Origin of the sequence: Microbacterium sp. CCH5-D1, from assembly GCF_001557335.1 — a bacterium.
GTDB classification, from domain to species: Bacteria; Actinomycetota; Actinomycetes; order Actinomycetales; family Microbacteriaceae; genus Microbacterium; species Microbacterium oxydans.
In genome coordinates, this window is the sequence record NZ_LSJW01000056.1 from 25972 (window position 1) to 41897 (window position 15926).

Below are 15926 nucleotides of genomic sequence, written 5' to 3' on the forward strand. Positions count from 1 at the left end.
ATGCGTCCAGTCTGCGCGCGGCCGGGGACACGGTCAATGCGGGAGCGGTCCCGTCGATGCGGTGTCGGCGGGGAGCGCCTCGCTCGGATTGCGGCGGATGCCGATCCACGACACCACGCCGCCGATCACGAGCAGGGTGGCCGTGACCCAGGCGGCGCTGTGGAACCCGTCGAGGTCGAGAGTGCCGCCGACGATGGTCGACAGCATCGCGACGACGAGCAGCCCGGCCACACGAGATACCGCGTTGTTGACGGCCGAGGCGATGCCCGAATGGTTCTCGTCGATGGCACCGAGGATCGCGGCCGTGAGCGGTGCGACCGTGAGCGAGAGGCCGAGACCCATCACGATCATCGCCGGCAGAACCTGCCACCAGTAGTCGAAGTCTGCGGACACGAGGAGCAGCATCAGAGCGCCGACGGCCATCAGCAACGGGCCGACCGTCATGAAGATGCGGGGTCCCCACCTGCCGGCCCACTGACCGGCACGCGAGCTGATCAGGATCATCAGGATCGTCATCGGCAGACTCGCCAGGCCCGCGGCGGTGGCGCTGAGTCCTGCGCCCTGCTGCAGGTAGACCCCGACCACGAAGCCGTTGAGCGACAGTGCTGCGTAGACGAAGAGCGTCGCGAGGTTGCCCCACCCGAAGTCGCGCACCCGGAACAGCCAGAGCGGCATGAGCGGCGAGGCGGAGTGCTGCTGCCGCCACAGGAACAGTCCGAACAATGCGGCGCCGGCGATCGCGGGGATCCAGATCGCGGGCGACTGCCACCCCATGTTGGGCTGCTCGATGAGTGCGAAGACGACGGCCCCGAGCCCGATCGCGCACAGGACCCCGCTCCACCAGTCGACCTTGACGCCGCGGGGGTGCTCCGGCAGATGCAACCGGGCGAGGAGCAGCAGGGTGATCCCGATCGGGATGACGTTGATGAGGAACACGAAGCGCCACGAGAGGTAGTCGACGAACAGTCCCCCGAGCAGCGGACCGACCAGCTGCGCCCCCGTGGTGAAGGCCGTCCAGACGCCGATGGCGCGCGATTGCACGTCGGCCCGCATGGTGGCCGTGATGAGGGCGAGCGAGCTCGGCACGAGCAGGGCACCGGCGGCGCCCTGCGCGGCGCGGGCGACGATCAGCATGAGCGGATCGACAGCCGCCGCCACGGCGATCGAGGCGATCCCGAAGGCGATGAGTCCGATGCGCATGACGAGCACCCGGCCATAGGCGTCGGACACCGATCCGGCCAGCAGGATCAGGGCGCTCAACGTGATCAGGTAGGCGTCGACGACCCACTGCTGGGTGGTGATGCCGCCGCCGAGCTCGCGACTGATCGCCGGGAGTGCGACGTTCACGACCGTGCCGTCGAGGAAGGTCACGAACGACGCGAGCACCGCGATCGAGATGACGAGTCTTTGGAGCGGGGCGAAGGTGGCCACAGGGCGACACTACTCCCGGTGGCCGACGTCGGGGCCGGGCGCCTCATGGTGTGGGCGTGGAGACCGTGAGTCCAGGGGAATCCGCCGGGAGCGGTGGCGGCGTCCCTGCGCGCAGGAGCTCGGCGAGCTTCGACGGCCCGCCATCCGCGGCGGCCCGGCGTTGGCGATCAGCGCCCGTGCCGGACGCACGCAGCCGGGCGATCCCGTCGCGGACCCTGTCCTCGTCGTCGAGCTCGCGGAGCGCGGGAGCGATCGCTGCCAGCAGCCGGTCGGCAAGCAGCCACGCGTCCTCCGCCTTCCCGGTCGCCGGATCGAGCAGACGGGCGGCCATGCCGTGCCGCGCGGCCGTCCACATCGAGGCGTCGATGCCGTCCACGCCGATGTCCGCGTGCGGCAGATCGTCGGTGAGCACGATCGCGCGGGAGAGGAGCGCTGCGAACACCGCGTCCTGGGCAGAGAGCTGCGCGTCGAAGACCCTGAGCTCGACCGTCGGATACCGCTCCGACAACCGCGCCGACCACGACAGCGAGGCCGCATCGGCGATGGCACCCACGTCGATGAGTCGCTGCACATCCGCGCGGTAGGCGTCGTAGTCGCGGAAGTGCGGGGGCGTCCACGACGAGGGCAGCCGACGGATCAGGATGCTGCGCCAGCTGGCGAAGCCGGAGTCGCGGCCGTGCACGAACGGGCTGTTGCCGGTGAGGGCCAGCAGCACGGGGAGCCACCCGCGCACGCGGTCGAGCGCACGCACCCTCTCCTCGTCGTCGGTGACCTCGACGTGCACATGGAGACCGTTGACCTCGTGATCGCGCGTGAGGTGTCCGAGGTGCGCGGCGACCTTGTCGTAGTGCGGTGAGGGCGACACCGCTGAGGAGCGCGTCGTGGCGAACGGTGTGCCGGTGCCGGCGGCGATGGCGTGCTGGTCGCCGGCGTGCCACCCGATGAGTCCGCGCAGGTGCGACAGCTGCTCCGTGGCGGCCTCAGCCGTCGATACCGGTTCGGTGAGGCACTCGATCTGCGAGGTCAGGTACTCCTGCGTGACCTCGCCTCCCGTGCTGAGGCGGGTGATGCGCTCGCGTGTGCCGGCGGCGAGACTCACGGGCGCCAGCGAGTGCTCATCGAGGAAGAGGAACTCCTCCTCGATGCCGAAGCGGGGCATCCCCGTCCTCAGTGATTCCTGAGCGCGGAGATCAGCTCGGACTTCCGCTTGCCGCTGTAACCGGTCAGACCGAGCTCCTTCGCCCGCGCGCGCAGCTCCTTGACCGTCCAGTCCTCGTAGTCGCCGTGCTCCCCGCCGCGTCGGCCGACCGCGCTGCGACCTTCCCTCGCCGCGGCGTTCGAGATGCGCGCCGCCTTCTCCTTCGAGGCGCCGTCGTCCCTGAGCTCCTCATACAGCTCGGGATCCTTCAGCGAGTTGTTGCGTCGTCCTGGCATGAAATCTCCTCCTTCGCGCACTCGGGGGGCCGAAGTCAACCCCCTCTGACAGAAGTCCCTCCGCGGATAGCGTGAAGGCACCACAGTCGGGCGTCCGCGCCTGCCGAAAGAAGGGAAAGACCGATGAACATCCTCCTGATCATCGTCATCGTCGTCGCCGTGATCCTCGCGATCACCGGAGGACTGGTGCAGTCGCTCCAGTTCCTCCTGTGGGTCGGACTCGTCCTCCTCGCGATCGCGGTGATCGCCTGGTTGATCCGAGCGATCAGCGGCAGCCGCAAGGTCTGACAACGCAGTAGGTCTGACCCCATCGAGGTGAGGCCCGCCCATCGGCGGACCTCACCTCTTCGGTGTCCGGGGCCTGTTACTTCTCGAACGCGTCCCGGACGTTCTCGCCCGTCTTCTGGGCGGCGTCCTTCACGTTCTCCCCGGCCTGCTTCGCGGAGGCCTTGACCTGGTCGGCCTTGCCCTCCGCTTCGAGCTTCTCGTTGTCGGTGAGCTTTCCGACGCCTTCCTTGACCTTTCCGGCGGCCTTCTCGGCGGCGTTCTTGATGTCGTCTGCAGCACTCATGTGGTGCTCCTCTCCTCGTCGGATCGATTGACTCCGAGGCTCTCATGTCCCGAGGGAAGCGGCCACGGGATTGACAATCCGCCGCGCACATGACAATGTTCCGACGCCATCGACGCACGGGCGTCGAAGGACTAGCCTGGCGCCAGGCGGGTGGTCCTGCCCGCGGACTCGACCAGGAAGCGGTGTGCGATGGATTCGATGATGATGGGCGCCATGTCGAAGAACATGGAGTCGATGCCCGACATGCAGATGATGGACATGGCGGTCATGCAGGCGTGCATGGATGCGTGCGCCGCCTGCGAGCAGGCCTGCACGGTGTGCTCGACGCAGCTGATGGACTGCGCACCGGCCTGCATGAACTGCGCCGACATGTGCAACACCATGATGCGGTCGATGATGCGGATGCAGGGGATGACCCCTGCCTCGATGATGGCGATGCTGAACGCCTGCATCGCGATGTGCAAGGCGTGCATGGATGCCTGCGCTCGGCACGCGGACGACAGCGAGGTGTGCCGGATGTGTGCTCAGGCGTGCGAGGCGTGCATGGACGCCTGCTCCGCCATGAAGGACATGCTGATGGCGAGCGCCTGAGACGAGCCGGTCCGGCGGTGACGCCGTCGCAGGTGGGTGCGAGTGATCAGACGGTCGCGACGTTGAACTGCGTGCCGCCGACGGCCAGCACTCCGTAGCGCTGGTGCAACGCGACCGGGGTTCCCGCAGCAGCTTCGAGTGCCGCACCTGCGCCGTTCCACAGCGTGTGCGTTTCGCCGTCGAGCGTGCGCACGACGAGGTCGCCGGAGACGGCGTCGGCCTGCTCGACCAGCGCATCGATCCATTCGGACGGCGTCGCCGAGGCGATCCGCGCCTGGATGAGGTGCAGGGCGTGGCCGGGGGCGAAGGACGAGCACCGGCCGCCGTGACTGCACATGCACGCTGCACGCTCGCGCACCGGGAGGGGCGAAAGGCGGTTCAGCGGCGTGGACACGGGGGACTCCTTCTCGTTCGTCGTTCCGGAAAGACTAGGTCGGTCGTCCTGCGACCCCCAGAGGAGCCGACACGGACGGAAACAAACGGGTGTAAGCTCGCCGGGTGCTGTCGTCGATGAGCGCCCTCGCGGCGCAGAGCGGAGCTGCAGGCGCCTTCCGCGCCGCAGACAGAGGCTGAGGACCCACCGGAGGCGGAATCCCCGTCCCCGGTGCCGTGTCGTACCCGGTGGTCACTGCCGGGCCTTCCTCCTGTCGATTCGCCTTCGCGGCGACCTCTCTGAAAGCACTCACCCTCATGCGTCCCATCGACGAGCGCGCAATCCGCGCCTCCTTCCTCAACGCCTCCCGCAAAGAGGTGTCCGACCTGACCCTGCCGCCCGGTTTCGCCGAGATCGACTTCGACCGTCTCGACTTCCTCGGCTGGGCCGACCCGAAGATGCCCCGCCGTGCCTACGTCGTCACCTGGATCGACGACGCACCCGTCGGCGTCTTCCTGCAGCGCGCTGAGCAGCGTGTGATCGCCAGGGCGCAGTGCTCCTGGTGTGAAGACGTGACGCTCCGCAATGATGTGCAGCTGTACGTGGCCCGGAAGGCGGGACCCGCCGGGCGCAAGGGCGACACCGTCGGCGTGCTCACCTGTGCCGAGTTCGGCTGCAACCGCAACGTGCGGATCCTGCCGCCGCTGGCCTATCAGGGGTTCGACCGGGAGTTCGCCCGCGACCTGCGCATCCTCCGGCTGCAGGAGCACGTGGCGGGCTTCCTCGCCGCAGTGGCGGGCTGAACGGGCTAGGACACCCTCGATCGCACGTGCGCCCAGGCGGGTGCCGCCAGCTCCGCCGACCGACGCGCGAACTCGTCGAAGCTGCGACGACCGGGCCAGCCGGGCGGCAGCATCGACGGGGGAAGCCCCGGGTCGGTGTATGGCAGCACCCGCCAGCGGTCGATCAGCTGCACGTATGCGGCGAACGGCTCGCGGGGCAGCGTCGTGAGGGAGTTCTGGAAGGCGAGGTGCTCCTCGCGCAGCGCCTCCAGATCCCACCACTGCGCTGCCGCGTCGACCAGGGTGCCGGCGGGCAGCGGGGTCGATGCGGGGAACAGCGTCGCCCACCGACGCGCGTCGAGGTCGTCGAGGATCTGCTCCACCTCGGCCTGAAGGTGGCCGGGGCAGATCCACAGGGCGGGGGACACGATGCCCGCTCCGATCCACTGCAGTCTTCGCCGCAGCTGGTGGCGCACGCTCCTGGCGCTCTCCGGGATCGAGAACGACACCAGGCACCAGGGGTCGGCGTCGGTCATCTCCTGCATCTCGAAGATGCGCCTGTCGCCGCGCTCCAGCATCGGGATCGCCGCCGGGTTGAGCCGGTAGCCGATCTGCCCCTCCCGTGCGCCGAGCAGCAGCCCCTTCTGCTTCAGGCGTGCGATACCCGTGCGCGCCGCGGCAGCGTCGATGCCGAGGTCACCGGCGAACGCGACCAGGTCGGCGGCGGAGATCCACCCGCCGAGCGGACGGAGGAAGACGCCGATGAAGGTCCGCAGCAACGAGGCGATGCTGCCGGGGCGTGCGTCGATGTCGTCGAGCACGGGGGCGGGAGCGATGTCAGAGGTCACCGGACTCCAGCGCATCGCGTACGGCGAGCACACCGGTGACGGTCTCGACGTGCGAGGTGCTCAGGGGGGAGAGACCCAGGCGGATGCCGTCCGGGAACCGGAAGTCGGGGATGATGCCGTCGGACCACAGCCGCCGCGTGACCTCGCGGAAGTCCGGGTGACCGATCGTCACGTGGCCACCCCGCTGCTCGGCGTCGCGAGGGCTGAGCAGGCGGACGCCGAGAGGAGCGAGCACCTCGTCGTAGGCGCGGACCGCGAGATCCGTCAACGACTGCGACTTGGCCCGGACGCCCGCGATCGTGGTCTGCTCGATGAGGTCGAGCATCCCCTGCATGGCCAGCATCGAGATGACGGGAGGGGTGCCGCTGAGCAGCTGGCGGATGTCGCCGGAAGGCACGTACTCCGGTCCCATCGCGAAGATGTCCGCCGCGCTCCACCATCCCTGGATCGGCTGACGCAGCACGCCCTGGAGACCGCGGCGCAGGTAAGCGAAGGCGGGCGAGCCCGGCCCGCCGTTCAGGTATTTGTAGGTGCAGCCCACGGCCATGTCGACACCCCACTCGTCGAGCTGCATCGGGATCACGCCGGCCGAGTGGCACAGGTCCCACATCATCAGGGCGCCGACGCCGTGCGCAGCCGCGGTGATGCCCGGCATGTCGGCCAGAGCCCCGGAGCGGTAGTCGACGTGGCTCAGCGACACCAGGGCGGTGCGCTCGGAGAGGACGGCCTCGACATCGGCGACCGACACCCCGTGCACGGGGTCGGGCTCGATCCAGCGCAGCGTCATCCCGGTCTCCGCCGCGACGCCTTCGGCGAGGAAGCGGTCGGTGGGGAAGTTGCCCGCCTCGATCACGAGCTCGGTGCGCGCGGGGTCGGCGGCAGCGGCGGCACGCATGAGCTTGTAGATCAGCACGCTCGTCGAGTCGGCCACCACGGTCTGGCCGGCCGCGGCGCCCAGCGCGACGCGTCCGATGCGGTCACCCAGCTCCATCGGCAGCGCCATCCACTGCTCGTCCCAGGACCGGATCAACCGCGTGCCCCAGTCGTCGCGTACGAAGGCCGCGAGCTTCTCCGGCATGTCGCGCAGCGGGCGCCCGAGCGAGTTGCCGTCGAGATACGCGTCGACGCCCGGTGCCTCGGAGAAGGCGTCGAGGTGAGCGCGCAGCGGGTCGTTCCCATCGAGGGCGCGAGCGTGCTCGAGCAGGGAGGCGTCGGGAGTCGTGGTCATGTCACACCTTCAGGTCGGCGGGGGTGAGGGGGTGGGTCATGGGGTCTCCGAGATGGTGCGGATCTGCGGGATGAGGCTCTCGGCGAGTTCGGCCGTGGAATCGGCCGACCGTGAGCCGTAGAGCAGGATGTAGTCGACGCCGGCCTGCGTGCCGATGGCGTAGGTGACGTTGGCGTTCGACTCCGCGCTACCCGGCTTGTAGACGTCCCAGTCGAGCCCGCCGATGCGCACCGTGTCGGTCGGCGCGATGCCGTTCAAGCGCTGCGGAGCCCAGGACGAATCCGCGTCGAAGGCCTGGTCCACCTTGATGAACCCGCGCTCCTTGTCCGACTTGGGGGCGAGCGTGACCTCCCAGACGACGGTCGCGCCACCCTGCATCTCGGCCCCGTTCGCGCGCCAGAAGTCGCCGAGTTCCGGGATGAGGACGGGGCGGTCCATCGAGGACTCCACCCCCTCGGCCACCGCGGCGACGTCGAGGGGCTTCTGCTCGACGGGTGCGCCGCGGGGAACCGCGAAGATGATGACGGCGACCACGGCGAGTGTCACGAGAAGCGCTGCGACCAGGTTCCGCACCGTCTGGCTCGATCGGTACGCCTTGCTCGACGCCGCCTTCCTGGCGGCGGTCTCGTCGGGTGTCTCCGGACGGCCGAGCTCGGCGATGATGGGGGGCTGCTTGCTCATGACTCTCCGGCGTCGTCGGCATCGGAAGCCGCGGCACGAGCAGCGTCAAGACGCCGCTTCGCTCCCAGCAGCCACTCCTCGCAGCGTGCGGCCAGCGCCTCTCCGCGCTCCCACAGCGCGAGCGAATGCTCGAGTGTGGGGGAGCCCTGCTCGAGCTCTGCGACCACCTTGACGAGTTCGTCACGGGCCGCCTCGAACGACAGCGTGTCCACGGGGGTGTCGTTCAGGGCGCTCACTCCTCCATCTTACGTCGATCGATGCCGACGCTCTGCTCAGTCCCCTTCGGGGATCTCGCCCTCGGAGCGGGCTGCCAGCGATCCACGATCCAGCGTGATCGTGAGGCCGCTCCCGGCGGGAGCGTCGGTGGCATCGCGGAGGATCACACCACCGTCGAGGTGGGCGATCGCGTAGCCGCGAGCCAGGGTCGCCGCGGGGGAGAGGGCTCGCAGGGATGCGCGGAGTTCTCCCGTGCGGCGCCCGGCGTCGTCGAGCTGTCGGTTCACGGCGTCCCGTCCACGCCCGAGCAGCAGCCACGTCTCCTGGGCGCGGGCATCGATGATCGGTGCGGGCGAGCGCAGCACCGGTCGCGAGCGCAGCTGCTCCAGCTGGGCGATGTCGTGCGTGAGGCGCTGGGTGAGCCGTGAGGTCGCTCGCGACCGCAGCTGCGCGATGAGGGCTCGCTGCTCTCCCACGTCGGGCACGACGCGCTTCGCGGCATCGGTCGGTGTCGAGGCGCGGAGATCGGCGACGTCATCGAGAAGCGGGTGGTCGTTCTCGTGCCCGATCGCGCTCACCACAGGCGTCGATGCCGCGGCGACCGCTCGCACGAGTCTCTCGTCGCTGAAGCCCAACAGCGTCTGCGGGTCGCCGCCGCCGCGGGCGATGATGATCACGTCGACCTCGGGATCAGCGTCGAGCCGAGCGAGCGCGGCGAGGGTGTCCGGGACACAGCGGTCCCCCTGCACGGCGGCGTACTCGGTGCGGAAGCGCACCTGCGGCCAGCGCAGCTCGGCGTTGCGATGCACATCCTTCTCGGCGTCCGAGCGCTCGCCCGTGATGAGGCCGATCACGTGCGGGAGGAAGGGGAGGCGCTTCTTGCGCGAAGGATCGAAGAGCCCCTCCTGCCGCAGCTGCACGCGGAGCTTCTCGAGGCGTTCCAGCTGATCGCCGAGCCCGACGTGCTTCATCGCGGAGACGGCGAAGCTGAAGTCGCCCGCCTTGACGAAGTAGTCGGCCTTGACCGCGGCGACCACATGGTCGCCGACGCCGATGTCGGACGGGATGCGCGCACGCACGCTCGACCACACGCGGATGGAGATCTGCGCGTCGGACCTGGTGTCCTTCAGGCGCGCGAACACGTTGCCGGCTCGCACGTTCCACGAGGTGATCTCGCCTTCGACCCAGACCGTGTTCCACCGCGCGATGAAGTCGCGGATCGTCGCGTTGAGGCGGGTGACGGAGGTGGGGGCGTCTGCGGTGGAATCGCGGGGTGCGACCGAGTCGGCCGGCGGCGTCTCGCCCTGGCCCGTCGTCGCTTCGAAGACTGTCATCCGCTCCCGTTCCCTGCCCTCGAACCTCCCCGGCCGTGCACAGCTGCGCGACGGTAGAATTCAAGGGTGACTTCGACTGCCGTTCATCTCCCCGTGCCCCGCCTCCCACGAGTGCGTGCGGCGGCCGGGCGGCTTCAGGATAACCCGGTGGCCGGACACAAGCGTGTTCTGCTCGCCGCCCCGCGCGGTTACTGTGCGGGTGTCGACCGCGCGGTCGTCGCGGTGGAGAAGGCTCTCGAACGCTACGGCGCCCCCGTCTACGTGCGCAAGCAGATCGTGCACAACATCCACGTCGTCACCGAGCTCGAGGAGAAGGGTGCGATCTTCGTCGAAGAGGTCGACGAGGTCCCCGAGGGTGCACACATCGTCTTCAGCGCCCATGGCGTCTCACCCGCGGTCGTGAACGCGGCCTCCGATCGGGGACTCCACGCGATCGATGCCACCTGTCCTCTGGTCACCAAGGTGCACCGCGAGGCCGTGCGCTTCGCGCGCGACGACTTCGAGATCCTGCTCATCGGTCACGACGGGCACGAAGAGGTGGAGGGCACGGCTGGAGAGGCGCCGGACCACGTGACCGTCGTGAACTCTCCCGAAGAAGCCGACACCGTCGTGGTGAAGGATCCGAACAAGGTCGTCTGGCTGTCGCAGACCACGCTGTCGGTGGACGAGACGATGGAGACGGTCAACCGGTTGCGCACGCGATTCCCCGAACTGCAGAATCCGCCGTCGGACGACATCTGCTACGCCACGCAGAACCGTCAGGTCGCGATCAAGAAGGTCGCCGCCGGGGCAGACCTCGTGATCGTGGTCGGCTCGTCGAACTCGTCCAACAGCGTGCGTCTGGTCGAGGTCGCCCTCGAGTACGGAGCGAAGGCCGCTTACCGCGTCGACTATGCCGAGGAGATCCAGCAGGAGTGGCTCGACGGCGTCGAGACGGTCGGTGTGACCAGCGGAGCATCCGTGCCCGAGGTACTGGTCCGCGAGGTGCTCGATGCGATCGGCGACGCCGGCTACCGCGATGTCGAAGAGGTGAAGACCGCTGAGGAGGATCTGATGTTCTCCCTGCCCAAGGAACTGCGTCAGGACGCTGCCGGTCAGCGGGACGCCCGGGCTCTCGGCGGTCGTGCATCCGGAGGAGGCGCGTAGCGTTGAGCGCCGCGGAGGCGGAGCCCACCCTCATCGGGTCGGTGCAACGCGCTCTGCGACTGGTCGACATCGTCGCGAACTCCCCACGCCCGCTTCCGCCGAAGATGCTCGCGGCGATCACCGGACTGACGCCGGGGACGACCTACAACCTGGTGCGCACGCTCGTGCATGAGGGGTATCTGTCGTCGGAGCCGGACGGCGTGGTGCTCGGCAGTCGGTTTCCGTCGTTCCAGCAGCAGATCGGCTCCAGGGGCGTGTTCCTCGCTCGAGTGCGCGCGGCGCTGCGCGAGGTGACCGAGGAGGTGGGAGCCACGGCCTACCTGTCGCGCTTCGACGACGGGGAGATGCATCTGGTCGACATCGTCGACGCGGTCCGGAACCCTCGGATCGAGCTCTGGGTGGGGCTGCAGTCCAGCGCCCACGCGACTGCGCTGGGCAAGCAGATCCTCGCCGACCTCTCGGAGGAGGATCGCCTCGACTACCTGTCCCGCCATCGGCTGCCTGAGCTCACCCCGCGTACGATCACCGATCGCAGGACATTGCTCACACAGCTGGAGCGCTCGCCGGGGTGGGCTGTCGACCACGAGGAGTACGCCATCGGTGCGACCTGCCTTGCTGTGCCCGTCATCGCCCCTGGCGTCACCGCGTCGCTCGCGATCTCGCTGAACGCCGAGCGCGATGTGGTCGACAGGGAGCTGGTGTCGAAGCTGCAGGTCGCCGCGAGGCGCCTCTCGCTGCAACTCGGCGCGGATGCTCTGGACAGCGGGTCATCCGACGAGGATTTCACTATCTGAAGTCAGACCCCTGGCGCGGCGGCATGCGTTTTCCTACTATGGGGGGAGTAGCGGCATACAAGAGCGCTACCGACCGCCTCGAGCGTCCCCAGCGCTGGCGGTCGACCTGGATGAGAAGCGTCCCCAGCGCTTCACGTCCGCGGCCCCGAGAAGTCCCCACTTCTCCGGGGCCGCTATCGTTTTCGGCACGCAGTTGCTGGGAGGCGGCATGAGGGTATGCCGTTAGCATGGCGAGATGAGCGATCAGCGGCCCCAGTACGGAGAACTCGCGACCCCGGAGGAGCAGCGACGGGCCGCGGGTCTGCCTCCGATCGATGAGCCTGTGATCGCTCCAGCCGCTGCAGCGTCACCACCGCCGGCCGTGCCGGGAGCGGTCGCGGCGTCGAGCCCCTCGGGCGGTTCCCCCGCGAAGCGGGCGCACCCGCTCGATCGTTTCGCCACGATCGCCATGCTGGCGTACGGACTGATCAATGTCGTCGTCACCGGGCTGTCGTACCTGGACCTGCCGAGCGTCATGAACCAGACGATGAAGATCATCGGCATCGAAGGCGAGTTCACGAACTTCGCGTCCGCGAGGACCTGGGGCACGATCGCCGCGATCCTGCTCGCCGTCGGGTGGTCGGTCACCGCCGCGCTCTCGATCCGTCGCCTCCGCCGTGGACGTGTGACGTGGTGGGTTCCGATCGTCGGGGCCATCGTGACCATGGGTGTGGTGTCGGTCTGCATCGCCGTGCCGATGATGGGCGATCCGGCGTTCATCGCGCACCTCGAGCAGATGACGCGTCCCTGAGGACGTTCCGTGAGGTCTGCGCGGGCGCAGCTTCCACGGAGAACGAGAAGGGGCCCGGCAGGATGCCGGGCCCCTTCTGTGTCTCGCGACCGATCAGCTCTTGGACTGGCCGTACGAGCCGAGCTGGCGGGTCGACTCGACCACGCGGGCGGCCATGGCCGACTCGGCGATCTTGCCCCAGGCACGCGGGTCGTACTGCTTCTTGTTGCCGACCTCGCCGTCGACCTTCAGAACGCCGTCGTAGTTCTTGAACATGTAGTCGGCGATGGCACGCGTGTAGGCGTACTGGGTGTCGGTGTCGATGTTCATCTTGATGACGCCGTTGGCGACCGCGAGGGCGATCTCCTCATCGGTCGAGCCCGAGCCACCGTGGAACACGAGGTCGAGCGGCTTGGGGCCGGTGTTGTACTTCGCGGCGACCTCCGCCTGGATCTCGCCGAGCAGCTCGGGACGCAGCTTCACTCCACCGGGCTTGTAGACACCGTGGACGTTGCCGAAGGTGAGGGCCGCGATGTAACGCCCCTGCTCACCGAGACCCAGCGCCTGCACAGCCTGGTCGACGTCGGCGAAGGTCGTGTAGAGAGCTTCGTTCGACCCCTCATGCTGTACGCCGTCCTCCTCGCCGCCGACGACGCCGATCTCGACCTCGAGGATGGCGTTGATGGCCTTCATGCGGGGGAGCAGATCCTTCGCGATCTCGATGTTCTCGGCGAGGGGAACAGCGGAGCCGTCCCACATGTGGGACTGGAAGATCGGGTTGCGACCGGCCTTGACCTCTTCCTCCGAAGCGGCGATCAGCGGCTCGACGAAGCCCGCGAGTGCGTCCTTGGGGCAGTGGTCGGTGTGCAGGGCGACGGTGATCGGGTAGTTCTTGGCGACCTCGGTGGCGAAGCGCGCGAATGCGAGAGCGCCCGTGGCGCGAGCCTTCACCGTGTGGCCGGCGAAGTAGTCGGCGCCACCGGTGGTGACCTGGATGATGCCGTCGGAGCCGGCCTCGGTCAGGCCCTGAAGGACGGAGTTGATCGTCTGCGAGCTGGAGACGTTGAATGCGGGGTACGCGAAGCCGCCGGCCTTCGCGCGGTCGAGCATTTCGGCGTACTGATCCGGGGTGGCGACGGGCATGAGAACTCCTGCGATAGGGGAAGCCGGGACAGCTGCCACTCTATCGGGGCGCACGCGCCGATACCGCAGTCGCGGCCGGGGGCGAGCACGTCCGCTTCTGCGTAGCTGTTAAGAACAGCGATTCCTTCGGCGGATCGTGCCCGAAAAGCGGCGGATTCGGAGCTCACGATGGCTAGGCTGACCGCATGGTGAGTCTTACTGCTGATCTGAGCCCGCTTCGTCCCGACCGCAACCTGGCGATGGAGTTGGTGCGATCGACGGAGGCTGCGGCCATCCGCGCTGTGCCGTTCATCGGTCGCGGCGCGAAGGAAGCTGCGGACGGCGCGGCTGTCGACGCCATGCGGGCCTTCCTCGGCACGGTCGACTTCCAGGGACGGGTCGTCATCGGTGAGGGCGAGAAGGACAACGCCCCGATGCTCTTCAACGGCGAGATCGTCGGAACCGGCCGAGGGCCGCTGTGCGACATCGCCGTCGACCCCATCGACGGGACCTCACTGACCGCTGCCGGTCGACAGAACGCCCTGTCGGTGATCGCCGTCTCGGACCGCGGCACCATGCTCGACGCCTCGAGCGTCTTCTATATGGACAAGCTCGTGACGGGGCCCGCCGGCGTCGGTGTCGTCGACATCCGTCTGCCCATCGGGGAGAACATCCGCAAGCTCGCCGGCGCTCTCGACAAGCCCGTCGACGAGATCGTCGTCTCGGTGCTGAACCGTCCGCGTCATGAGCAGCTCATCCAGGAGATCCGCGATGCCGGCGCCGGCACCCGTCTGATGAGTGACGGAGACGTCGCCGGCGGCATCAATGCGGCACGCCACGACGCCCGCACCGACATGTGCGTCGGCATCGGAGGCAGCCCCGAGGGCATAGTCACGGCTTGTGCGATCAAGGCGCTCGGCGGCCACATCCAGGGTCGGCTCTGGCCGCGTGACGACGACGAGCGCCAGCGCGGCATCGACGCGGGGCTCGACATGGACAAGGTGTACGAGGCCGACGATCTGGTGCAGGGCAACAACACGATCTTCGTCGCGACCGGTGTCACCGATGGCCAGCTCGTCGCGGGTGTCCGGCGCGAGCGCGGTTATGTGTACACCGAGAGCGTCGTGCTCAGAGGCGCCTCGGGGACGCTCCGTCGCATCGCGTCCGAGCACCTCGTCTCGAAGTGGCTCTGACGCTTCTCGTGTTCGCCGTCGTGTGATCGTCGGCGCTGAGGCCGTCGGCATCGTTATCGAGCCGGTATCGCCTCACACCCCGACGATCCACGGTTCGCCGGCCCCCCGTGTCACAATTGTCACTGGGTTTGTCGCCGTCGACGGAGCCGCCAGGCACCGCAGGCACAGGAGGGCGAACAGATGACAACGCAGCATACGAGCGGCTCGAAAGCCGCCGCGACTAGGATCGTCACGACGAACACAGGGCGCATCCTCCGGGTGAGCGCGGACGCGGAATCCGCTCCGAAGCCCCCGACCGTGGCCCCCGTCGCACCGGCAGTAGACCCGGCCCGACGTGCGGATGTTCTCTTCCGCGTCCGGCGCGATGAGGGGCACGAGCTCAGCGCATGGTGGATGATCGGCGCGTTCCTGGCAACCAGCGGTCTGGTGATCCTGCTGCTCAGCGGCGTTCCCGGTATCGCCTGATCACGGCGCCCTCTTGCTCGGTGAGCGCTGGATCAGCGTTCTTCGTCGAGTCTGATCCGCACGTCGCCCACGTCTGCGCGGAGTGCCGACTCGTCGCGCGCCGCGTCAGCCACCGCGTCGCCTGACTCCGGTTCGTGGGTGCTCTCCTCAGAGGCGATCAGCTCCGGTGCCGTGAATCGTCTGGCCGCCCCTGTCGTCACCGCGGGGGCGGTCGAGAGCGCCGACGCGTCGACCCCGGGGAATTGGCGAGCGGTCACGAGCACGCGTGTCTCGAGCGAACCGGCGAACCGGTTGTAGCTGTCGACGGTGCGCTCCAGGGCGCGGCGCAGATCGTCGGCGTGTCCGGCCAGGGTTCCCAGCCGGTCGTACAACTGTGTGCCGAGCGCGAGCAATGTGCGAGCCTCGGTCGAGACCTCCTGCTGTGTCCAGGTGAACGCTACGGTCTTGAGCACGGCCCAGAGGTTGACGGGGGAGGCGAGCGCGACTCGTCGGCCGAATGCGTAGTCGAGCAGCGTCGGGTCTTCGTCGATCGCGGCGGCCAGCAGCGATTCGCTCGGCAGGAAGCAGATCACGAACTCCGGGCTCGCATCGAGCCCCGCCCAATAGGCCTTCTTCGCCAGGGCGTCGATGTGTGCTCGGACTGCTTTCACGTGCTTCTGCATCAATGCTCGACGCTGAGGCTCCTGGGCGTCGCCGCCCGGAAGCGCAGATGCCTCGAGGTACGCGTCGAGCGGCACTTTGGCGTCGACCGCGATCGAGCTCCCACCCGCGAGCCGGATCACCATGTCGGGACGGCCCTGGCCCCGGTCGCTGGAGATCGTCGCCTGCAGGTCGAAGTCGATGTGTCGGGTGAGGCCTGCGGCTTCGACGACACGGCGGAGCTGCGTCTCGCCCCACACGCCTCTCGTGGCGCTGGAGCGCAGAGCTCCCGCGAGGGACTCGGTGGTC

20 protein-coding genes are annotated in these 15926 nt (G+C 68.5%); 7 read left to right on the forward strand and 13 right to left on the reverse strand.

The genetic code is table 11. The features are described 5' to 3' along the window. Window positions 1-33 precede the first annotated feature (33 nt). The 3 genes from AX744_RS03635 to AX744_RS03645 are packed head-to-tail and all read right to left on the reverse strand — an operon-like array spanning window position 34 to window position 2865. On the reverse strand, window positions 34-1431 hold the full coding sequence (locus tag AX744_RS03635) for an MFS transporter (protein ID WP_061015428.1): 1398 nt from the start codon (window positions 1429-1431) through the stop codon (window positions 34-36). 43 nt (window positions 1432-1474) lie between these two features. Beyond that, complete coding sequence (locus AX744_RS03640; RefSeq protein ID WP_061015429.1) at window positions 1475-2590, reverse strand: carboxylate-amine ligase; 1116 nt, start codon at window positions 2588-2590, stop codon at window positions 1475-1477. An 8-nt stretch (window positions 2591-2598) separates the two neighbouring features. Beyond that, window positions 2599-2865 carry a DUF7218 family protein gene (locus tag AX744_RS03645; protein WP_061015430.1) on the reverse strand — a complete coding sequence of 89 codons (267 nt, stop codon included), beginning with the start codon at window positions 2863-2865 and terminating at the stop codon, window positions 2599-2601. A 123-nt stretch (window positions 2866-2988) separates the two neighbouring features. Here AX744_RS03645 and AX744_RS20505 point away from each other — a divergent pair, with 123 nt between their 5' ends. Next, window positions 2989-3153 carry a hypothetical protein gene (locus AX744_RS20505; RefSeq protein WP_017201713.1) on the forward strand — a complete coding sequence of 55 codons (165 nt, stop codon included), beginning with the start codon at window positions 2989-2991 and terminating at the stop codon, window positions 3151-3153. A 76-nt stretch (window positions 3154-3229) separates the two neighbouring features. Here the strand turns inward: AX744_RS20505 and AX744_RS03650 are convergent, their stop codons facing one another. The 3 genes from AX744_RS03650 to AX744_RS03660 form a co-directional block, all read right to left on the reverse strand. Continuing rightward, complete coding sequence (locus AX744_RS03650) at window positions 3230-3436, reverse strand: CsbD family protein (protein WP_046747714.1); 207 nt, start codon at window positions 3434-3436, stop codon at window positions 3230-3232. 131 nt (window positions 3437-3567) lie between these two features. After that, on the reverse strand, window positions 3568-3909 hold the full coding sequence (locus tag AX744_RS20510; RefSeq protein WP_174799750.1) for a hypothetical protein: 342 nt from the start codon (window positions 3907-3909) through the stop codon (window positions 3568-3570). Between the two features lie 164 nt (window positions 3910-4073). After that, the gene (locus AX744_RS03660; protein WP_046747716.1) at window positions 4074-4421 is read right to left on the reverse strand and encodes a hypothetical protein; all 348 of its coding nucleotides are present in this window, start codon (window positions 4419-4421) and stop codon (window positions 4074-4076) included. Between the two features lie 296 nt (window positions 4422-4717). On the opposite strand from AX744_RS03660, the gene AX744_RS03665 reads away from it, so the two are divergent. Beyond that, window positions 4718-5203 (forward strand): FBP domain-containing protein, encoded by a 486-nt coding sequence (locus tag AX744_RS03665; RefSeq protein ID WP_058630742.1) that lies wholly within the window; start codon window positions 4718-4720, stop codon window positions 5201-5203. Window positions 5204-5208: 5 nt separating this feature from the next. On the opposite strand, the gene AX744_RS03670 is transcribed toward AX744_RS03665, so the two are convergent. Genes AX744_RS03670 through xseA form a run of 5 tightly spaced genes read right to left on the reverse strand, consistent with a single transcriptional unit; the run spans window position 5209 to window position 9489 of the window. Beyond that, complete coding sequence (locus AX744_RS03670; protein WP_061015431.1) at window positions 5209-6030, reverse strand: PaaX family transcriptional regulator; 822 nt, start codon at window positions 6028-6030, stop codon at window positions 5209-5211. After that, complete coding sequence (locus tag AX744_RS03675; protein ID WP_061015432.1) at window positions 6020-7258, reverse strand: kynureninase; 1239 nt, start codon at window positions 7256-7258, stop codon at window positions 6020-6022. Before AX744_RS03675 ends, AX744_RS03670 begins: the two co-directional genes overlap by 11 nt. A 36-nt stretch (window positions 7259-7294) precedes the next feature. Then, the gene (locus AX744_RS03680) at window positions 7295-7939 is read right to left on the reverse strand and encodes a DUF4245 family protein (RefSeq protein ID WP_061015433.1); all 645 of its coding nucleotides are present in this window, start codon (window positions 7937-7939) and stop codon (window positions 7295-7297) included. Next, window positions 7936-8175, reverse strand: coding sequence for an exodeoxyribonuclease VII small subunit (locus AX744_RS03685; protein WP_046749620.1), 240 nt, complete (start codon window positions 8173-8175; stop codon window positions 7936-7938). Before AX744_RS03685 ends, AX744_RS03680 begins: the two co-directional genes overlap by 4 nt. Before the next feature lie 36 nt (window positions 8176-8211). Beyond that, window positions 8212-9489, reverse strand: a complete 1278-nt coding sequence (gene xseA / locus AX744_RS03690; RefSeq protein WP_061015434.1) for an exodeoxyribonuclease VII large subunit — start codon at window positions 9487-9489, stop codon at window positions 8212-8214. 93 nt (window positions 9490-9582) lie between these two features. Between xseA and AX744_RS03695 the strand changes: the two genes are divergently transcribed. The 3 genes from AX744_RS03695 (at window position 9583) to AX744_RS03705 (ending at window position 12219) form a co-directional block, all read left to right on the forward strand. After that, entirely contained in the window at window positions 9583-10635 is a 1053-nt protein-coding gene (locus AX744_RS03695) for a 4-hydroxy-3-methylbut-2-enyl diphosphate reductase (RefSeq protein ID WP_374168981.1), read from the forward strand. Between the two features lie 2 nt (window positions 10636-10637). Further along, the gene (locus tag AX744_RS03700) at window positions 10638-11429 is read left to right on the forward strand and encodes an IclR family transcriptional regulator (protein WP_046749617.1); all 792 of its coding nucleotides are present in this window, start codon (window positions 10638-10640) and stop codon (window positions 11427-11429) included. Window positions 11430-11664: 235 nt separating this feature from the next. After that, a complete protein-coding gene (locus AX744_RS03705) occupies window positions 11665-12219 on the forward strand; it encodes a DUF6264 family protein (protein WP_061015435.1) in 555 nt (184 codons plus the stop codon). A 93-nt stretch (window positions 12220-12312) separates the two neighbouring features. Here AX744_RS03705 and fbaA read toward each other — a convergent pair whose 3' ends face one another. Beyond that, entirely contained in the window at window positions 12313-13341 is a 1029-nt protein-coding gene (fbaA, locus tag AX744_RS03710; RefSeq protein WP_046749615.1) for a class II fructose-bisphosphate aldolase, read from the reverse strand. A 185-nt stretch (window positions 13342-13526) separates the two neighbouring features. Here fbaA and glpX point away from each other — a divergent pair, with 185 nt between their 5' ends. After that, complete coding sequence (glpX, locus tag AX744_RS03715; RefSeq protein WP_045262743.1) at window positions 13527-14513, forward strand: class II fructose-bisphosphatase; 987 nt, start codon at window positions 13527-13529, stop codon at window positions 14511-14513. Window positions 14514-14693: 180 nt separating this feature from the next. Beyond that, the gene (locus AX744_RS03720; RefSeq protein ID WP_046749613.1) at window positions 14694-14978 is read left to right on the forward strand and encodes a hypothetical protein; all 285 of its coding nucleotides are present in this window, start codon (window positions 14694-14696) and stop codon (window positions 14976-14978) included. 32 nt (window positions 14979-15010) lie between these two features. On the opposite strand, the gene AX744_RS03725 is transcribed toward AX744_RS03720, so the two are convergent. Beyond that, window positions 15011-15926: DNA recombination protein RmuC (locus AX744_RS03725; protein WP_061015437.1), on the reverse strand; the 916-nt coding region annotated here is incomplete at its 5' end.

Bases quoted from the DNA above. Each gene is read 5' to 3' on its own strand.
- AX744_RS03640 (WP_061015429.1), bottom strand. From the start codon at position 2,590: ATGCCCCGCTTCGGCATCGAGGAGGAGTTCCTCTTCCTCGATGAGCAC.
- AX744_RS03645 (WP_061015430.1), bottom strand. From the start codon at position 2,865: ATGCCAGGACGACGCAACAACTCGCTGAAGGATCCCGAGCTGTATGAG.
- AX744_RS03720 (WP_046749613.1), top strand. From the start codon at position 14,694: ATGACAACGCAGCATACGAGCGGCTCGAAAGCCGCCGCGACTAGGATC.
- AX744_RS03650 (WP_046747714.1), bottom strand. From the start codon at position 3,436: ATGAGTGCTGCAGACGACATCAAGAACGCCGCCGAGAAGGCCGCCGGA.
- AX744_RS03680 (WP_061015433.1), bottom strand. From the start codon at position 7,939: ATGAGCAAGCAGCCCCCCATCATCGCCGAGCTCGGCCGTCCGGAGACA.
- glpX (WP_045262743.1), top strand. From the start codon at position 13,527: ATGGTGAGTCTTACTGCTGATCTGAGCCCGCTTCGTCCCGACCGCAAC.
- AX744_RS03705 (WP_061015435.1), top strand. From the start codon at position 11,665: ATGAGCGATCAGCGGCCCCAGTACGGAGAACTCGCGACCCCGGAGGAG.
- AX744_RS03675 (WP_061015432.1), bottom strand. From the start codon at position 7,258: ATGACCACGACTCCCGACGCCTCCCTGCTCGAGCACGCTCGCGCCCTC.
- xseA (WP_061015434.1), bottom strand. From the start codon at position 9,489: ATGACAGTCTTCGAAGCGACGACGGGCCAGGGCGAGACGCCGCCGGCC.
- AX744_RS20505 (WP_017201713.1), top strand. From the start codon at position 2,989: ATGAACATCCTCCTGATCATCGTCATCGTCGTCGCCGTGATCCTCGCG.
- fbaA (WP_046749615.1), bottom strand. From the start codon at position 13,341: ATGCCCGTCGCCACCCCGGATCAGTACGCCGAAATGCTCGACCGCGCG.
- AX744_RS20510 (WP_174799750.1), bottom strand. From the start codon at position 3,909: ATGCACGCCTTGCACATCGCGATGCAGGCGTTCAGCATCGCCATCATC.
- AX744_RS03665 (WP_058630742.1), top strand. From the start codon at position 4,718: ATGCGTCCCATCGACGAGCGCGCAATCCGCGCCTCCTTCCTCAACGCC.